The sequence below is a fragment of the Hyalangium sp. genome (assembly GCF_035629615.1).
In the GTDB taxonomy this organism is placed as follows: Bacteria; Myxococcota; Myxococcia; order Myxococcales; family Myxococcaceae; genus Hyalangium.
On sequence record NZ_DASPHO010000421.1, the window covers coordinates 1 to 15,889 of the forward strand.

At 68.5% G+C, this 15,889-nt stretch carries 13 protein-coding genes and 1 pseudogene; 9 read left to right on the top strand and 5 right to left on the bottom strand.

The features are described 5' to 3' along the window. Nucleotides 1-1,096, top strand: a pseudogene (locus VD972_RS21510) (hypothetical protein); the annotation flags it as partial. Between the two features lie 68 nt (nucleotides 1,097-1,164). Here VD972_RS21510 and VD972_RS21515 read toward each other — a convergent pair. The 3 genes from VD972_RS21515 to VD972_RS21525 form a co-directional block, all read right to left on the bottom strand. After that, nucleotides 1,165-2,508 carry a hypothetical protein gene (locus tag VD972_RS21515; protein ID WP_324989887.1) on the bottom strand — a complete coding sequence of 448 codons (1,344 nt, stop codon included), beginning with the start codon at nucleotides 2,506-2,508 and terminating at the stop codon, nucleotides 1,165-1,167. Then, nucleotides 2,498-3,895 (bottom strand): hypothetical protein, encoded by a 1,398-nt coding sequence (locus tag VD972_RS21520; protein ID WP_324989889.1) that lies wholly within the window; start codon nucleotides 3,893-3,895, stop codon nucleotides 2,498-2,500. Before VD972_RS21520 ends, VD972_RS21515 begins: the two co-directional genes overlap by 11 nt. A gap of 275 nt (nucleotides 3,896-4,170) precedes the next feature. Beyond that, a complete protein-coding gene (locus tag VD972_RS21525; RefSeq protein WP_324989892.1) occupies nucleotides 4,171-4,575 on the bottom strand; it encodes a hypothetical protein in 405 nt (134 codons plus the stop codon). Nucleotides 4,576-4,719: 144 nt separating this feature from the next. Between VD972_RS21525 and VD972_RS21530 the strand changes: the two genes are divergently transcribed. Then, the gene (locus VD972_RS21530) at nucleotides 4,720-5,556 is read left to right on the top strand and encodes a helix-turn-helix transcriptional regulator (RefSeq protein WP_324989894.1); all 837 of its coding nucleotides are present in this window, start codon (nucleotides 4,720-4,722) and stop codon (nucleotides 5,554-5,556) included. A gap of 161 nt (nucleotides 5,557-5,717) precedes the next feature. Continuing rightward, a complete protein-coding gene (locus tag VD972_RS21535; protein ID WP_324989896.1) occupies nucleotides 5,718-7,283 on the top strand; it encodes a serine/threonine-protein kinase in 1,566 nt (521 codons plus the stop codon). Nucleotides 7,284-7,468: 185 nt separating this feature from the next. Here the strand turns inward: VD972_RS21535 and VD972_RS21540 are convergent, their stop codons facing one another. Beyond that, complete coding sequence (locus VD972_RS21540) at nucleotides 7,469-7,921, bottom strand: GNAT family N-acetyltransferase (protein WP_324989898.1); 453 nt, start codon at nucleotides 7,919-7,921, stop codon at nucleotides 7,469-7,471. Nucleotides 7,922-8,001: 80 nt separating this feature from the next. On the opposite strand from VD972_RS21540, the gene VD972_RS21545 reads away from it, so the two are divergent. From VD972_RS21545 to VD972_RS21570, 6 genes are all read left to right on the top strand, one after another. Continuing rightward, the gene (locus tag VD972_RS21545; RefSeq protein WP_324989900.1) at nucleotides 8,002-10,380 is read left to right on the top strand and encodes a hypothetical protein; all 2,379 of its coding nucleotides are present in this window, start codon (nucleotides 8,002-8,004) and stop codon (nucleotides 10,378-10,380) included. Continuing rightward, complete coding sequence (locus VD972_RS21550) at nucleotides 10,380-11,174, top strand: archaeosortase/exosortase family protein (RefSeq protein ID WP_324989902.1); 795 nt, start codon at nucleotides 10,380-10,382, stop codon at nucleotides 11,172-11,174. Before VD972_RS21545 ends, VD972_RS21550 begins: the two co-directional genes overlap by 1 nt. After that, complete coding sequence (locus VD972_RS21555; protein WP_324989904.1) at nucleotides 11,171-11,689, top strand: hypothetical protein; 519 nt, start codon at nucleotides 11,171-11,173, stop codon at nucleotides 11,687-11,689. The genes VD972_RS21550 and VD972_RS21555 overlap by 4 nt, the downstream gene beginning before the upstream one ends. A 122-nt stretch (nucleotides 11,690-11,811) precedes the next feature. After that, nucleotides 11,812-12,492 carry an Isoquinoline 1-oxidoreductase subunit gene (locus VD972_RS21560; protein ID WP_324989907.1) on the top strand — a complete coding sequence of 227 codons (681 nt, stop codon included), beginning with the start codon at nucleotides 11,812-11,814 and terminating at the stop codon, nucleotides 12,490-12,492. Then, complete coding sequence (locus VD972_RS21565) at nucleotides 12,489-12,950, top strand: (2Fe-2S)-binding protein (protein WP_324989909.1); 462 nt, start codon at nucleotides 12,489-12,491, stop codon at nucleotides 12,948-12,950. The genes VD972_RS21560 and VD972_RS21565 overlap by 4 nt, the downstream gene beginning before the upstream one ends. A gap of 10 nt (nucleotides 12,951-12,960) precedes the next feature. Next, nucleotides 12,961-15,264: a xanthine dehydrogenase family protein molybdopterin-binding subunit gene (locus VD972_RS21570; RefSeq protein WP_324989911.1), complete on the top strand. Its 2,304-nt coding sequence runs from the start codon at nucleotides 12,961-12,963 to the stop codon at nucleotides 15,262-15,264. 33 nt (nucleotides 15,265-15,297) lie between these two features. Here VD972_RS21570 and VD972_RS21575 read toward each other — a convergent pair. Then, nucleotides 15,298-15,889, bottom strand: a 592-nt coding sequence (locus VD972_RS21575; protein ID WP_324989913.1) for a sulfate/molybdate ABC transporter ATP-binding protein, incomplete at its 5' end; no start/stop codon positions are given.

The window sequence follows — 15,889 nt, forward strand, 5'->3', positions numbered from 1 at the left end:
GGACGTGTGGGCCACGGGGATCGTCCTCTACGAGATGCTCTGCGGGAGGCTTCCCGTCGAGGGGCCTGAGTACGTCGTGATGCCCAAGCTCAGTCAGGGCGAGTTCCCTCGGCCCCGGGACATCAACCCGCGGGTGCCCCAGGAGCTGGAAGACATCATCATGGGGGCGCTCACGGTGCGCCGGGAGGATCGCTACGAGTCCAGCCATGTCTTCGGCGAGGCCCTGGCGGGCTTCCTGTACTCCCACGCGCCCCGCTTCTCTACGTTGACGCTCTCGCACTACATCCAGGACCTGTTCAGCGAGGCGCTGGTGCGCGCGGGCCGGGAAGTCCAGGTGCCGGGCTCGTTCCAGGAGGAGCTCGCCTCGTGGCGTGCCGATCCGCGTGCCGCCCCCTCAGCGCCACCGGAGCCCCGTCCCGAGCCTCCCGCGCCGAGCCCCGCCGCGCCGAGCCCCGCTGCGTCGAGCCCCACCGTTCCGGCCTTGGTGAACCCTCCCCCCGAAGGGCCAGTGGCGGCTCCTCCAGCGTCCAGTGCTCTTCGGGCGTGGAAGTGGAGCGTGGGAGGTGGCACGGCGCTGGGGTGGTTGGCCGTGGGCCTCATCGCGATCGCCGTCAAGAGGATGCCTCGGTCCGAGCCCGTCACGGACGTGCCCACGGAGGAGGTTGTCGCGGAGGCACCCGAGGAGCCAGCCCATCGGAGCCCGCCCTCCGCGGCTCCCTCGGTGGATGTCGAGCGGTACATCCAGCAGGCGAAGGCGGCCGTCGCCAGCAGGCGCTATGAGGCAGCCATGGAGAACTATCGGGTGGCCTTGAAGTTCCATCCGAGCTCGCTGGAGGCGAAGGCGGGGCTGGGCTTCTCGCTGGCGGTGGGAAGGACCGACGAAGCGAGCAATGCAGAGGCGGTGAAGCTGCTGCAGGAGGTCGTGGAGAAGGACTCGTTGAATTCCCTCGCGTGGTTTGCGCTCGGCATGGCGCTCCAGGTGACCCGTGAGGAAGAGGAGGCGGCCGAGGCCTATAAGACGTACCTGGTCCTGGAGCCCTCCGGGAGGTTCGCCCCCGACGCCCGTATCGCCCTCAAGCAGCTGGGCGCGAACTAAGCCATCGGGGTTAAGTCGTTTCAGGGGGGCTGGGTTCGCGGCCTAAAGCAGGCGTGGAGGGCTGTGCTTCAGTGCGAGTGAGCGCGAGCAAGACGCTGAGCGAGGCGGAAGAGCTGAGAGCAGGAGAAGTCCAGAGGAGCCTCCTGATTCTGGAGGGCATGACGGGCACGGAGGAAGGGCAGCCAGGCCTTGTCACCGATGACGACCGCGGCCTCTTCCAGCATCTTGCGCGGCAGCCAGCGGCCGCCGAGCACCTCCACCAGATAGCGGCCGAGAAAGGCACCCAGTGCAGGGACGAGGGTCTCGCGCTGCTCGTGGGACAGGCGCCTGCCCCAACCTGCGTGCCACAGGTGCCAGTCGAGGTGAGGCAGTGCCTCCAGGGTGCCCTCGGTGACTTGGGGCACGTCCGAGTGGAACAGGGCGATGAGCTGCTCGGCGTAGAGGCCCTCGTAGGTGTCGATGGCGGCCTTGACGTTGTCCACATCGGGTGCGGGAGCCTGAGAGGCAGGCAACCACTCGGAGACGGGGGGAGGGTGGTAACGGTTGAAGCGTTCGACGAGGGAGCGCTTGCCGCCCGCCACTCCATGAAAGTCAGCCTCCATGCGGAGGATGTCGGCGACGTCGGGATCGAACTCCATGGGCAGGGGTGAGAACTCGAGGGAGCGCTGGCGCAGAGTGGCCAGGGTGGAGTCCAAGGAGAGTTCGGGGCGCAGGTGGACGAGGGCACGGGCCTGGGCGAGGCGGGCCTCTTCGGAGTCGAAGTCAGCGGGGGTGGGGCGGGTGAGCCAGAGGACGGCGCCGCCGGGCAACTCCTCGATGAGGACGGCCGGGGTGGACAGCAGGCGCTGGCGGCCTATGGCCTGCACCATGGCCGGGCCGTACACGTTGAGCCAGAACGTCTCATAGATGGGCCGGGGTGTACTCAGGTCCTTCACGGTGGGATCGGTGCCAAGGCAGAGATCGGTGAAGCTGTGACCCAGGCCGAAGGTGAGAGGGAGGCAGGAGGCCATGGCCCGCACGAAGGAGACGAGGTGCCCGGCGCGCCTTTCGGCTTGGCCCGGCTCGCGTAAGAACGAGAAGGGCTGCAGGTACATTTCAATGGAGCTATAGCCTCCAGCATCATTCGTCCTGCTCACGAACTCGACCATGACCTCCGGCGGCTGGGAGCGCACCAGCATGAGACTGAAGGTGTCGACAATGTAGGCCTTATGGAGCCGCTTCCGCAGAGCTTGGCGCGAATAATTCAGGCGAGGACCCAATATCCGCATCTTGTCTGGGCGCAACTCGGGGTCCAGCGACTCGATGACCTCCAGCACCTTCTCCAGCCCCTCGAAGCCCCGGTCCATGGGGTTGGTGGAAGAGAAGAGCTCAAGCAGAAACCTTCCGGACTTGTTCCACTCGTCAGGGGACATAGAGGTGGAGGTCGACACCATTTTGGGGCGCGGCTTTCAAGAGGGCCTTCCTGATTTCGGCATCAAGAGTCGTCGCGTCATAGACGATGTGCACCCGTGAGATCCGCACTTTCTGGCCAAAGAGTGGATGGCCGCGCCGACGCACTTCCACCACTCCACTGTACTTGGTCCTGGCCTCCAAGCTGTCGATCTTGAGCTGGTCTCGCACCTCGTTCAGGCCCTTGCCAGAGAAGCTGTGCTGCTTGTTGCTGAAGGAGTGGACGGAAGGTTGGCGGCCTGCTCCGAGGGTCGCTTGGTCTACGGCGAGTTGATCCACATAGACGGGATGGGCACGGCCCTCGAGCTGGAGTCCCGTGTTGTCGGTGACCAGGGGCTGCTTCATCCCCGGGATGCACTGCCGCGAGCCTTCTGCTTGCTGGAGCCAGCGCGTGACGGCGCGCTGGAACTCCAGGGAGCGCTGGAACGTGTTGAGGAGTCCCGAGTAGCTGTTCCAGGTGAGAGGGGGCTTGGCTTCTGGCACCCTGGGGGGTAGGGGGCGCGTACCGGCCAGCTCCTCGTAGCGGCGGTGCCAGTAGGCCACGTAGCTGGTCCAGCGCGGGTGCTCGGCCTCAATGCCTGAGGGGGGCTGGGAGGAGGCGGGGCGGTGGCGTGCGAGTTCCTTCAGGCTCTGAGGGTGGCGTGCGGCCGTCTCCAGTGCCTCCGCTTCAGCGAGGCGGGCCTCCAGAGCGGCGAGCTCCTCCGCGGCGATACGGGCCTCCAGCCCCGCCAGCGCCAGTCTTCCAGCCTCCACCGGGGTGGCGGCTTCCGCTGCCGCGGTCCTGGCTTCAGCCGTTGCCGCCTCCGCTTCCGTGGCACCGGCCGCGCCTCGCCTGAGGACGGTGCCCACCAACAGCACGTCGAGCACGGCGGCGATGGTGGTGTTTCTTACATGCTGGAGCTTGGCCTCTTGGGAGAAGCTGTCGGCCATGACCTGGCGCAAGCGCATGCCCCCTTCGCCACGCGAGGGCATGAACTCGTCCAGCTTGTGCCACTGCGCCACGCAGGCGGGCAGGGAGCCGCAGGCAATGCCCAGGGATTTGCGGGCCAGTTCCTGACCGGTGGCGCGGAGGGTGGCCTCCAACTGTTCGAAGAGCGCCTGGGCGCGCGAGTTGCCGGCCCGGGAGTCGGCGTAGACGCGCTCGAGGTGCGCAGCGCGGTAGACGAGGAGCACGGCGGAGCGGCTTCCCACCAGGGTACCGTTCTCGTCGCAGTACAGGGCGTAGTCGAAGGGGGGAGTGATGTCCTTCTGCAGCTCCTCGAGGGGAACGGCGTCGGGTTCGGAGCAGGAGCCGCCCAGCTGCGTGGAGGCCAGCAAGACCAGGAGCGCCAGAGAGCACAGGCGTGGCATGGCGCGGAGCCTGTCACCGCCCGTGGGTGGGCGGGAAGGACCTCATAGGCAGAGACCCGGGATGGACGAGGGACATGAGATCTGCCGGATTCAGCCAGTCCCACGTGCGACGTAGCCAGGGGCGTCACCGCCCACGCTGAGAAGTCGGGCCTCCGCCCAGCCCCCCCTGAAAAGACTTAGCCCCGATGGCTTTGCAGGAGCCGTCCCCGCATGACGCTCCTGCTTCGTGAGGCCCGCCCGCGCGCGCTCGGTGATGATTCCGAGGAGGACCCTCGTCAGGCCATGGCGGGGACGGAGCGCCGCAGCCCGGCGTATTGCAGCCCGGCGAAGACGGCGACCGCGAGTGCCTGTCCGAGGGTGAAGAGGTAGCCCCAGGTCGTCGGCGTGGCCCATCCGGCCGCCAGGAGCAGCACGCTGTCGAGGGCCCACAGCACGTTGCAGCCGACGATTCCCCAGACGAGCCGGTGCGGGATGGTGGTCCGCACGGAGAGGTACACCAGCAAGGCCGCAAAGGGGATCAGGCTGAGGCCCGCCGTCCGCAGCAGTGCCACATTCAGCCCCAGCAGGCCGCCCAGCGGGCTGGCGGCGAGCAGCATCAGGGCACCGGTGGCGCCACTGATGACACCATCGGCGAGCAGGGCACGGCGCAACAGCTTCCACGAGTCAGTCATCGTGCTCATATCGGATGTTCTCCTTTGAGACAGGGATGCGCGACGATGCGTGAGGCCCCGTCGCGTGAGGCTTTTCATGCGCCTCGGCGGGGCCGATGTCGATTACGTCCGAGGTAATTGGAGGGATGACGTCCCGCCTCTATCCTCCCAGCCATGACGACTCTGAGCTCCTCGCCAGGCCGCCCGGTAGGAGAGCTGCTGCGCATGTGGCGCCAGCGCCGAAGCCTCAGCCAGCTCGATCTGGCATGCCGTGCGGAGGTCTCTGCCCGGCACGTCAGCTTCCTGGAGACGGGCCGGTCGCAGCCGAGCCGGGAGATGCTGCTCCATCTCGCCGAGGAGCTCGAGATCCCGCTCCGTGAGCGCAACGGCTTGCTGGTGGCCGCAGGGTATGCCCCCGTCTATTCCGAGAAGAGCCTCGAAGATCCCGCGCTCCGGGCCGCGCGGGAGGCCGTGAATCTGGTGCTCACCGGCCACGTGCCCTACCCAGCGCTCGCCGTGGACAGGTACTGGACGTTGCTCGCGGCCAATCGCGCGGTGGGCGCGCTCCTGACAGGAGTCTCGCCCGAGCTGCTCCAGCCTCCGCTCAACGTCTTGCGGCTCAGCCTGCACCCTTCAGGGCTGGCGCCGCGTATCGCCAACCTGGAGCAATGGCGGCACCACGTCCTGACTCGGCTTCACCGTCAGGTCGAGCTCACCGGGGATGCGACGCTTGCCGCCCTCCTCGAAGAGCTTCGTGGCTATGGTGGCGAGGGCGGCACTGCGTACCCTCTGGGGCTTGCGGGAGGGCATGAGTACACGGGAGTGGTCGTACCCATGCGCCTTCAGACGCCGCAGGGGCTCCTGTCGTTCTTCAGCACCGTCACCGTTTTTGGCACGGCCGTCGACATCACCCTCGCTGAGCTCGCGATCGAGTCCTTCTTCCCCGCGGATCCAGCGACCGGCGAGGCACTCAGACGCATCGCCGCGGAGGGGACGCACACGGACTCTTGAAGCAGCTCCCTCGCCGAACCCGCGAGCACTCGCAGTTGTCGCCGCGCGGTGGAGTGTACGGCTCCGAATCATACCTGAGATGAGGGATGCATTCAGGGTGACCCATGAGGTAGGGTGGAGGGGAGGAGCGGAGCAGGCCGCTCCTTGCGCCAGGAGGACTCATGGAGACGAGGCTGCTCGCGAGGGAGCAGAACCCGGCTTCGTTGAAGGTGGGCACGCGGGTAGGGCCGTGGCGTGTGGTGTCCTGGAGAGGGCAGGGCACCTACGGCACCGTCTACAAGGCTGTGCGTGACGGCCGCGAGGAGGAAGGCTTCTTCGCGCTGAAGATGGCCAACCACGCGCGCAACGAGCGCTTCGAGCGAGAGGGGGATTTGCTCTCGCTCATCCGGCACCCGAACGTGCCACGGCTGCATGGGCAAGGGCACTGGGAGTGCGCGCTGGGGGTGTTTCCGTACCTGGTGATGGAGTGGGTGGAGGGAGTGCCACTGTACGACTGGTCCAGCCAGCGCAACCCCACCCAGCGCCAGGTGATGGAGCTGGTGGCCCAGGTGGCGGGAGCGCTGGCGGCCGTGGAGGCGGCGGGTGGAGTGCACCGGGACGTGAAGGGGGACAACGTGCTGGTGCGGCTGGCGGATGGGCGGCCGTTCCTGACGGACTTTGGCTCGGGAATGGTGCGGGGGGCTGCGGTGCTGACGCTGGACATCCTGCCGCCCAACACGGTGGCCTACCGCAGCCCCGAGGCATGGGCCTATCAGCGCTTCAACAACTTCCAGGCGAGAGCGCACTACGAAGCCAATGCCAGTGATGACCTGTTCGCGCTGGGGGTGACGGCGTACCGGCTGGTGACCGATGAGTACCCGCCGCCGACACAGCCGGATGAGGCAGGGGCCGAGGTGTGGAGGTGGAATGGGAAGGGGCCTCGTTCTCCTCGTGAGCTCAACGCTCAGCTGGGCAAGGCGCTGGATGGGCTCATCCTGCGGCTGGTGTCGGTGAATCCCGAGGAGCGCTTCAACGGGAGTCCGGAGGAGGCCGCCGAGGCGTGGGAGCAGGTGGCGCGGGAGACGGGGCCCGAGGCGGACGAGCTGTTGTTTGCCTGGGAGACGCAAGCGGCGGCTGAGCGCTCACGGAAGCAGGACCCCGTCAGCCAACGGTTGGGCCATCGCCCACGGCGGAGGGATGCGGAGGTGGTTCAGCGCTCGAAGGAGGGGGATGCAGGGGCGCGGGTGGAGTGGGAGCGACAGGAAGCCAGGGAGCAGAAGCGTGCACAGGCTCCCACGGAGCAAGAGGGAAGGAGGATTCCAGCAAGGAGGTTGGTGCTGAGCGCGGCTGTGGTGGCGCTGATGGTGTTCGTGGTCGTGCCCCAGCAGGAGGATCTCCCTCGGCAATGGGAACCGCCTGTGGTCGTGCAGGCGGTGCCAGGTCAGCAAGAGGAGGGAAGGGATGGCGGCACCGCAGGACTGGGTGACGGATTCTCCTCCGTGGCTGCGAAGGAAGAGATACCGCCGCAAGAGTCAGCACGGTTCGTCGCTGTCGACATGCCAAAGAATCCGCTGGCCGGGCAGCTCCGTGCCCCCTGTAAGTCATGGCAGGTAGAGATTCGCGGCGGGTGTTGGGACTTGGCAGGTCGCGCGAAGCCCCCTTGCGACGATGAGACCTACGAGTGGTTAGGGAACTGCTACATCCCCATCTTCCGCACCCAGCGCAGGCCGGCCTCAGACGAGCCGTAGCCTGAGGGCGTCACCCATGAAGAGAAACAGGGAGGAGACGGGCCGCTGAAGATGGAGCGCAGGCGCTCACGTACGCGGTCTGTTCCCCCATACGAAGGGAGTATGGCCCGGCCCGCAGCCACCCGTCGAGGGCACGGACCCCGAGGGTCGGCGGTGGCCGTGGGGAACCTCGGGACGGCTGAGACTCAGCGGATCATGTCGATGTGGGGGACGCCGTCCTCGTCGTACACGTCGCTGATCGGGCGGAAGCCATAGCCCTCGTAGAACCGCTGGAGGTAGTGCTGGGCGCCGATGCGGACGGGGGCACCCGGGAAGTGCGTCTCGATGAAGGACAGGCCCTTCTCCACCAGTGTCTTGCCGTAGCCCTGGCTGCGCACACGTGGGGCCGTGATGACGCGGCCAAAGCTGGCCTCCGGGTACTTCAGCCCCGGCGGGAGCACGCGGAGGTAGGCCGCGAGGAAGGGCTCTGGCTCGCCCGGCAGCCCCCCGAGCAGATGGTGGGAGCCACGATCGTAGCCATCCGCGTCTTGGTAGATGGACTTCTGCTCCACGATGAAGACCTGCTGGCGGAGCGCGACCACTCGGTAGAGCTCATCCACCGTCAGCTCCGGGAACCGCCTCCACTGCCAGTCCAGCATCCTGCGCTCCTTGGGTATACCGCCGGGTATTCGGTACCATTTCCTGGCTGGGCAAGCCCAGCTTCCAGACCGAGAGTGGCGTGAACGAACCTTCGATACAGACGAGCTCGTGGTGGTCGCAGGTGGTGACGTTCCTGGCGTGGGCTCTGGGTGTGGTCCTCCCGGCGGTGACGCTGGTCATCGAGCTGCACTCTCGGATGTGCGCCGAGACGTTCTTCGATCCGCTGCCCACGCTCGTGCACGTGCTCCTCGTGGCGTGTGTGCCCGTGGCCAGCGCCGTGGGGCTGATCGCCACGAGGGTGCGCACCCCGCGCCTGCTGAGCGCCGCGCTCATCCTCAACGGCATGGCCATCGGCATCAGCGCGCTGTACTCCGCGATCTTCCTGCCGCTCCTGCCCCTGGCGGTGATCGCCGTCTTCTTCGCCGGGATGGGCCTGCTGCCGTTGGCGCCGCTGCTGTCGCTCGTCATGTCCGGGGTGATCCGTCGTCGGCTGGGCCGGGCCCACCCCGCGGGTGTCCAGATCCCCAAACCGTGGCTCGGAGTGGGGATCGCGCTGGTGACGTTCCTCGCGGTGGAGGGGCCCGTGGCGGGGACACGGCTGGCGCTGCACGCCGCGGTGAATGGAGGCCCGCAGACCCAGCGCGCCGCGCTCGAGTGGCTGCGGAGGGCCGGGAACGAGGAGGTGCTTCGGGCCGCATGCTACGTGGCTCCGCGGCAGGCCAGCCTCCTCGACTTCCTGATGTCCTTCGACGGCGTGGTGAGCGTCGAGGAGGCGAGGACTGCGTACTACCGGGTGACGGGGCAGACGTTCAACATGCTCCCCAAGCCGGAGAACCTGCGCTCGGGGGAGTTCTTCCGCTTCGACGGCGAGGATCTCGACAGGGCCAGCGAGGTGGTGGGAGGCCGTGTGCCGGGGCTCTCTCTGGCCAGCTCGGAGCTGAAGGGCTCAGTGGATGGAGACGCGGCGCTCGCCTACCTGGAGTGGACGATGAGCTTCGAGACGACGGCCGAGGGCCAGTCCGAGGCGCGCACGGAGCTGATGCTTCCGCCAGGGGCGGTCGTCTCGCGGGTGACGTTGTACATCGACGGGCAGGAGCGCGAGGCTGCCTTTGCCTCTACCGCCAAGGTCCAGGCGGCCTACAACAAGGTCGTCCAGACGCGCCGGGATCCCCTGCTCGTGACCTGGCGGGGCACCGATCGGATCCAGGTCCAGTGCTTCCCCGTGGTGAAGGGCCCGCCGATGAAGATCAAGCTCGGCTTCACCGTGCCGCTGTTGCCTCGAGACGAGGGTCACTTCGCCACGCTCCTGCTCCCGACGCTGGCCGAGCGCAACTTCCACATCGCCGAAGACTTCCGGCACGTGGTGCGCGTGGAGTCCCGGCGCCCGCTCACGACGAAGGCCGGTGGAGGCCTGGAGCGCCGCGATGATGGGGTGAGCGAGTGGCTGGCCTCCTTGAGCGACGAGGCGCTGCAGCCTCCTCAGGCGGTGCTCACCGTCGAGCGCAAGGGCGCGCCGGACACGGCTTGGACGGAGGATCTGCTCGACGGGGGGGCCTACGTCGTGCGTCAGCGGTTCAGGAAGACCCCCGAGGAGCCGCCATCGCGGGTCATCCTGGTCGTGGAGGGCTCCGAGGTGATGAAGGAGGCGCTGCCGGAGATCGCCGAGGCCCTGTCCGCCTTCCCGCGAGGCACCGAGCTCGCAGTCCTGGCAGCGAGGGACGGAGTCGAGGAGCTCCTGCCGCTCCGAGCGATGGACGTGGAGACACTCCGGCAAGCGGCGGAGCAGGTAAAAGGGCTGAGCGCGGCGGGGGGCCAGGACTCCAGCGCGGCCATGGCCCGCGCGTGGTCGATGGCGGTCACCGAGGAGCGCACCCACGTGGTCTGGGTCCACGGGCCTCACCCGTTAAAGCTGGCTCGCGACCCGGAGCCCGCCGCCTGGTGGCTCGACGCCAATCCCCCCAGTGAGATCCTCGATGTGATGGTGGGCCGGGGCCCGAACCAGCTCGCCAGGGACCTCTCGCCCTACGCGTACTTCCGCTCGGTGCCGCGGCTCGGGACGCTGGAGGAGGACTTGAAGCGGGTGTTCACCTCCTGGGGCGGCGAGTTCTACGAGGTCCAGCGGGATCGACTCCCCGTCGCGGAGGCCGCGCTCACCGGGGAGGCCTGGAAGACGTCGTCGCACCTGGCGCGCCTCTGGGCGAGCGAGGAGGTCCGCCGGCTGTTGGCGACGGGGGATGACGTGGACCATGAGAGGGCGGGTGAGCTCGCGGCTCGCCACCAGCTCGTCACGAACGTCACGGGCGCGGTGGTCCTGGAGCGCAAGGAGCAGTACGACGAGGCGGGCTTGACGCCCGTGGCCGAGGGCACCGTGCCCAGCGTGCCCGAGCCGGAGACGTGGATGCTGCTGGCCGTGGCCTGCGCGCTCCTGGTGGCCTTCCGCCTGCGCCGGACGGCTTGATGCGGCGAGCCCACTTCATCCTCGGACTGCAGCTCCTCGCCGGATGGCAGGCATGGAGCTGGTATGCCCGCCGCGTCCAGGACGGCTCTGACGAGCCGTGGGGCCTGCTGGCCCTGCTGGCCCTGGTGTTGATGCTGCCTCGAGGGGCACCCCACGCGCTGCGGGAGCGGGAGGTGTGGGTGCTCGCGGCCGTCAATGTCGGCGTGGCCGTGGGCCACCCCTGGCTGCCGCCACTGGTCCGCGCCGCGGTGTGCCTCTTGTGCGTCACAGCGATCGTCTCGCGGATGACCGAGGGCCGCGCCTTCCACCTGGGGACCTGGCTGCTGGCGCTCCTGGCACTGCCGATCCTGTCGTCGGTGCAGTTCTACCTGGGCTATCCGCTGCGGCTCGCGGCGGCCGCGCTGTCTGTGCCCATGCTGCGGGGGATGGGGGTACCGGCGCTGAGGGAGGGCGCCAGCCTGACGATCGGCTCGGACGTCATCCTGGTGGATGCGCCGTGCAGTGGGGCGCGCATGCTCTGGGTGGGGTTGTTCCTGGCCGTCACCTTGGCGTGTCTGCTGCGGCTGGGCGCGGGGCGGACGCTGCTGGCGTGTCTGCTGGGCGTGGGCGCCGTCCTCTTCGGCAACGCGCTTCGGGTCTGCGCGCTTACGCTCGTGGAGCGCAGCCCGGTCTCCGGGCCTCCCTGGCTCCACGAAGGCGTGGGCGTGGCGTCCTTCATTCCGGTGTGTCTGCTGATCGCGGGCAGCTGCCTGTGGCAGCGTGCGCGCCAGCGGGCCGTGGAGGCGCACGCATGAGTCGAGCCACCTGGGTCATGTTCGTGCTCTCGAGCGCGCTGCTGGCGACGGCGCCCTTCTGGCGTGCTCCGCTGGAGCGAGCGCCGGTGGAGGCGGCCTTCCCGGGCTGGCCCTCCACCTTCGAAGGGCGTGCGCTTCGAGAGCTGCCCCTGTCAGAGAGAGAGGAGCGGTTCGGGGCAGGCTTCCCAGGCCGCATCGCGCGCTTCACCGATGGACAGCGTGAGCTCATCATCCGATGGGTGGCAGCGCCCACGCGCCAGCTGCACTCCGCGGCGGATTGCTTCCGGGGGCTTGGCTACTCCACCACGAGGTCCACATTCTGGCGCCAGGAAGACGGGAGCTCCTGGCAGCGGTTCACTGCCTCGAGTGGCCCTGTGCGCCTCACGGTGCGAGAGGCCATCACGGAGGGGAGTGCCCGCCGGTGGACAGAGGTGTCGCAGTGGTACTGGGAGGCACTGCTCGGGCAGACGCGAGGCCCTTGGTGGGCCGTCACGGTGGCCGAGCATGCGAAGTGACGCGGAGTGAGCAGTCGCTGTCGCCTCGAGCTGCCCGGCGGTGAGGAAGTGGTACGGGGAGGAGCCATCCCACCGTATCGTGCGCTCCGCCTGATTCGTCACTCACCCCACGAGTTCGACCCATGAACCGGCTGTCCCACTCTCGGAGGCCTCCGTCCCTTGGTGGCTGGGCCTCCGTCCTCGTCCTGCTGGCGGCGACGGGCTGTGGCAAGCGTCAGCCCGAGCCCACCGCGCGGCTGTCCGATATCCTTCCCCAGATCGCCCCCAACGAGCTCCGCGCTCCAGAGGCGTTCGCCGTCATCACGGATCGGACCGAGCGCTCGCGCGCACTCTTCCTGGAGGCCAGCCGGGTGTTGCTGCACCCGCGGTGCGCGAACTGCCACCCCGAGGGCGACTCGCCCCACCAGGGAATGGAGTGGCGCCCGCACGATCCGCCGGTGGTGCGCGGCCCCGAGGATCGCGGCGTGGTCGGGATGGAGTGCACGAGCTGCCACCAGGACCGGAACCAGGCACTCACACGGGTACCTGGGGCTCCGAACTGGCACGTAGCTCCCCGCTCGATGGCGTGGGTGGGCCGCTCGCCGCGTGCGGTGTGCGAGCAGCTGAAGGATCCCTCTCGGAACGGAGGGAAGAGCCTGGCCCAGATCGTCGAGCACAACGCGCATGACAAGCTCGTGGGCTGGGGGTGGACTCCCGGCTCGGGCCGCGAGCCGGCGCCGGGCTCGCAGGAGCGCTTCGGTGCCATCGTCGCGGCCTGGGCGGAGACGGGCGCGGAGTGCCCGAGTGAGGAGGCACGGCCATGAGCATTCGAGTCCGAATCAACGGCGTCGATCGGGAGCTGGACGTTGACCCTGAAATGCCGCTGCTCTGGGCGCTGCGAGATGTGCTCGGCCTCACCGGCACGAAGTACGGCTGCGGTCAGGCGCTGTGCGGCGCGTGCACCATCCACCTGGACGGGCAGGTGGTCCGCGCGTGCGTCACACCTGTCCGCCGAGCGGATGGGCACTCGGTGACGACCATCGAAGGGCTCTCTCCAGATGGCAGTCACCCGCTGCAGCGCGCCTGGGTCGACCTGGGAGTTCCGCAGTGCGGGTTCTGCCAGGCGGGCCAGATCATGACCGCGGCAGCCCTGCTCGCGAAGAAGCCGAAGCCCACCGACGCCGAGATCGATCAGTCGCTCGGGGGCAACCTGTGCCGGTGTGGCACGTACACTCGCATTCGCGCGGCTGTGAAGAAGGCCGCCGGCCAGCCCGAGGAATAGGGAGTACGCGATGAGCAAGCGGCCCATGTTGATCGCCCGGCGGTCCTTCCTTGCGGGGCTGAACCTCTCCGTCGGGGGCCTTGCCCTCGGCTTCTTCTCCGACGCGGAGGCGCAGAAGCCAACCAGCGAGCCTTCGGGGCGCCTGGGGCCCAAGCCCCAGACGAGCTCTTCGGTCGAGGAGAAGAGCGCACCGGGGCTGAACCCGAACGTCTTCGTGCACGTGGCCGCTGAGGGGCTGGTGACGATCGTCTGTCACCGCTCGGAGATGGGGCAGGGCATTCGAAGCTCCCTGCCTGTGCTGATCGCGGACGAGCTCGGCGCGGACATGGCGCGGGTGAAGATTGTCCAGGCCGATGGGGACAAGGCCTACGGCGACCAGAACACCGACGGCTCCAACAGCGTCCGCGGCATCTACGAGGACATGCGCCGCGTGGGCGCCACGGCGCGCGTGATGCTGGTGGCGGCTGCGGCGAAGCGCTGGAAGGTGAAGCCGGAGGACTGCGAAGCGCGGGACCATGCGGTCTTCCACCGCCGAAGCCAGCGCACGCTCGGCTTCGGCGAGCTGGCGGTGGAGGCGGGCAAGCTGGCGGTTCCCAAACCCTCGGAGGTCCGGCTCCGGCCGAAGTCCGAGCTGCGCCGGGTGGGCAAGCCGCTGCCGCTCCTCGATGGTCCGGCCTACGTCAACGGGAGCGCGATCTTCGGCGCCGACTTCCGGCTTCCGGGCATGCTCACGGCGGTGATCGCCCGGCCCCCGGTGGTGGGAGGGCGCGTAGCGCGGTACGACGCCAACCGCGCCCTGGCCGTTCCTGGCGTGAAGCGCGTCATCGAGCTTCCAGCGCCGAAGCCGCCGTACATCTTCCAGCCCTGGGGCGGAATCGCAGTGCTCGCGGAGAACACCTGGGCGGCGATGAGGGGCCGGGCCGCGCTCGACATCACGTGGGACGCTGGAGAGAACGCGGCGTATGACTCGGAGACATACCACCAGACGCTGATCGAGGCGGTGCGGGCGCCGGGCACCGTCATCCGCAACGTCGGCGATACCGAGGGCGCTCTGGCCAAGGCCGCGCGCGTGATCGAGGCCGAGTACCACGTCCCTCACCTGGCGCACGTGCCCATGGAGCCGCCGGTCGCGGTGGCACGCTTCGAGGGTGGCACCTGCGAGGTGTGGGCGCCCACGCAGAACCCGCAGGCTGCGCGCACCGAGGCCGCCCGGGTGCTTGGACTGCCCGAGGAGAAGGTTCAGGTCCACGTGACGTTCCTGGGCGGTGGCTTCGGGCGGAAGTCGAAGGCCGACTTCGTCTCGGAGGCGTCCTGGCTCGCGAGGGAGGCCGGCGTGCCGGTGCGCGTGCAGTGGACGCGCGAGGACGATGTCCAGCACGACTATTTCCACTCCGTCAGCGCCCAGCGCCTGAGCGCGGGCCTCGATGAGGGGGGCAAGGTGATCGCTTGGAGGCACCGCACGGCGTTCCCACCGATCGGGACGCTCTTTGGCGGGCCTCCTCGGCCTGGAGACGGTGATCTTCAGCAAGGCGTGAAGGATCTCGCGCTCGCTGTGCCCAATGTCCGAGCGGAGGCGTGCGAGGCGAAGGCCCACGTGCGGATCGGCTGGCTCCGGTCCGTCTACAACATCTTCCATGCGTTCTCGGTCAACTCGTTCATCGACGAGCTTGCCCATGCTCGGGGCGAGGATCCGCGTGACGTGAGGCTGGAGCTGATCGGGCCGCCGCGAGTCGCGACGCTGAAGGAGTTGGGCATCGAGAAGCTGGAGAACTACGGCATGTCCGTGGAGGAGCACCCGGTCGATGCCGGGCGCCTGCGACGCGTCGTCGAGCGTGTCACGGAGCTCTCACGGTGGAGCGACCGGAAGAAGGATGGCAGGGCATTGGGGCTTGCGGCACACCGGAGCTTCCTCACCTACGTGGCGGTGGTCGTGTCGGTCGTGCGCAACCCGAGTGGGAAGATCGCGGTCGATGAGGCCTGGGTGGTGGTGGATGCGGGCACGGTCATCAACCCGGATCGTGTTCGATCCCAGATGGAGGGCTCGGTCATCTTCGGGATGAGCATTGCGATGCATGGGGCCATCACGATGAAGGGCGGCGTGCCCCAGCAGTCGAACTTCCACGACTACCGGCTGGTGCGCATCCGAGAGGCGCCTCGCAAGATCCACGTCGACATCGTCGCCAGTGAGGGTGCTCCGGGAGGCATCGGCGAGCCCGGTGTGCCCCCCGTCGCTCCAGCCATCGCGAACGCCATCTTCGCGCTCACAGGGCAGCGCATCCGCGAGCTCCCACTCTCGCGGACGCTCCAGGTCTGATCCGGGCCTGAGTGCCTCGGTTCTACTCCTGGCTCAGATCGAGAAGTCCCCCAAGAAGACGTTGGCCGTGCGCACGTCGGCTTGGACCGAGTCGCCCTCGACCACCCCGAGCTTGTCGAACTCGGCGCGCAGCACCTCGACGGTCACCGCGTCCCCCGAGGGCAGCTTCAGCAGCACCTTCACATAGCCGCCCACCGGCTTGAGCCGCTCAACCCGGCTCGTGGCCAGGCTGTTGACTCCGTTGCCCGCGATCGTCTTCACGAGCTTGATGTCATGCGGCCGGACGAACGCCCGGACGGCCTCGCCCTCCCGCGCCGATTCCGGCGCGGCCACATTGAGCGAGCCCAGCTGTGCTCGCCCCTCACGGACGTGGCCGTTCAGGATGCTGGTGCCGCCGACGAAGGAGGCGACGAACGGCGTGGCGGGCCTGTCATAGATCTCCGCGGGCGGGCCAGCCTGGGCCACGCGCCCCGCCTCCATGATGACGACGTGCTGGGAGATCTCCAGCGCCTCCTCCTGATCATGCGTCACCAGCAGCGTCGTCACCCCGGTCCGCACGTGGAGCTCATGTAGCCACTCCCGCAGCTCCACGCGCACCCGGGTGTCCAGCGCCCCGAAGGGCTCG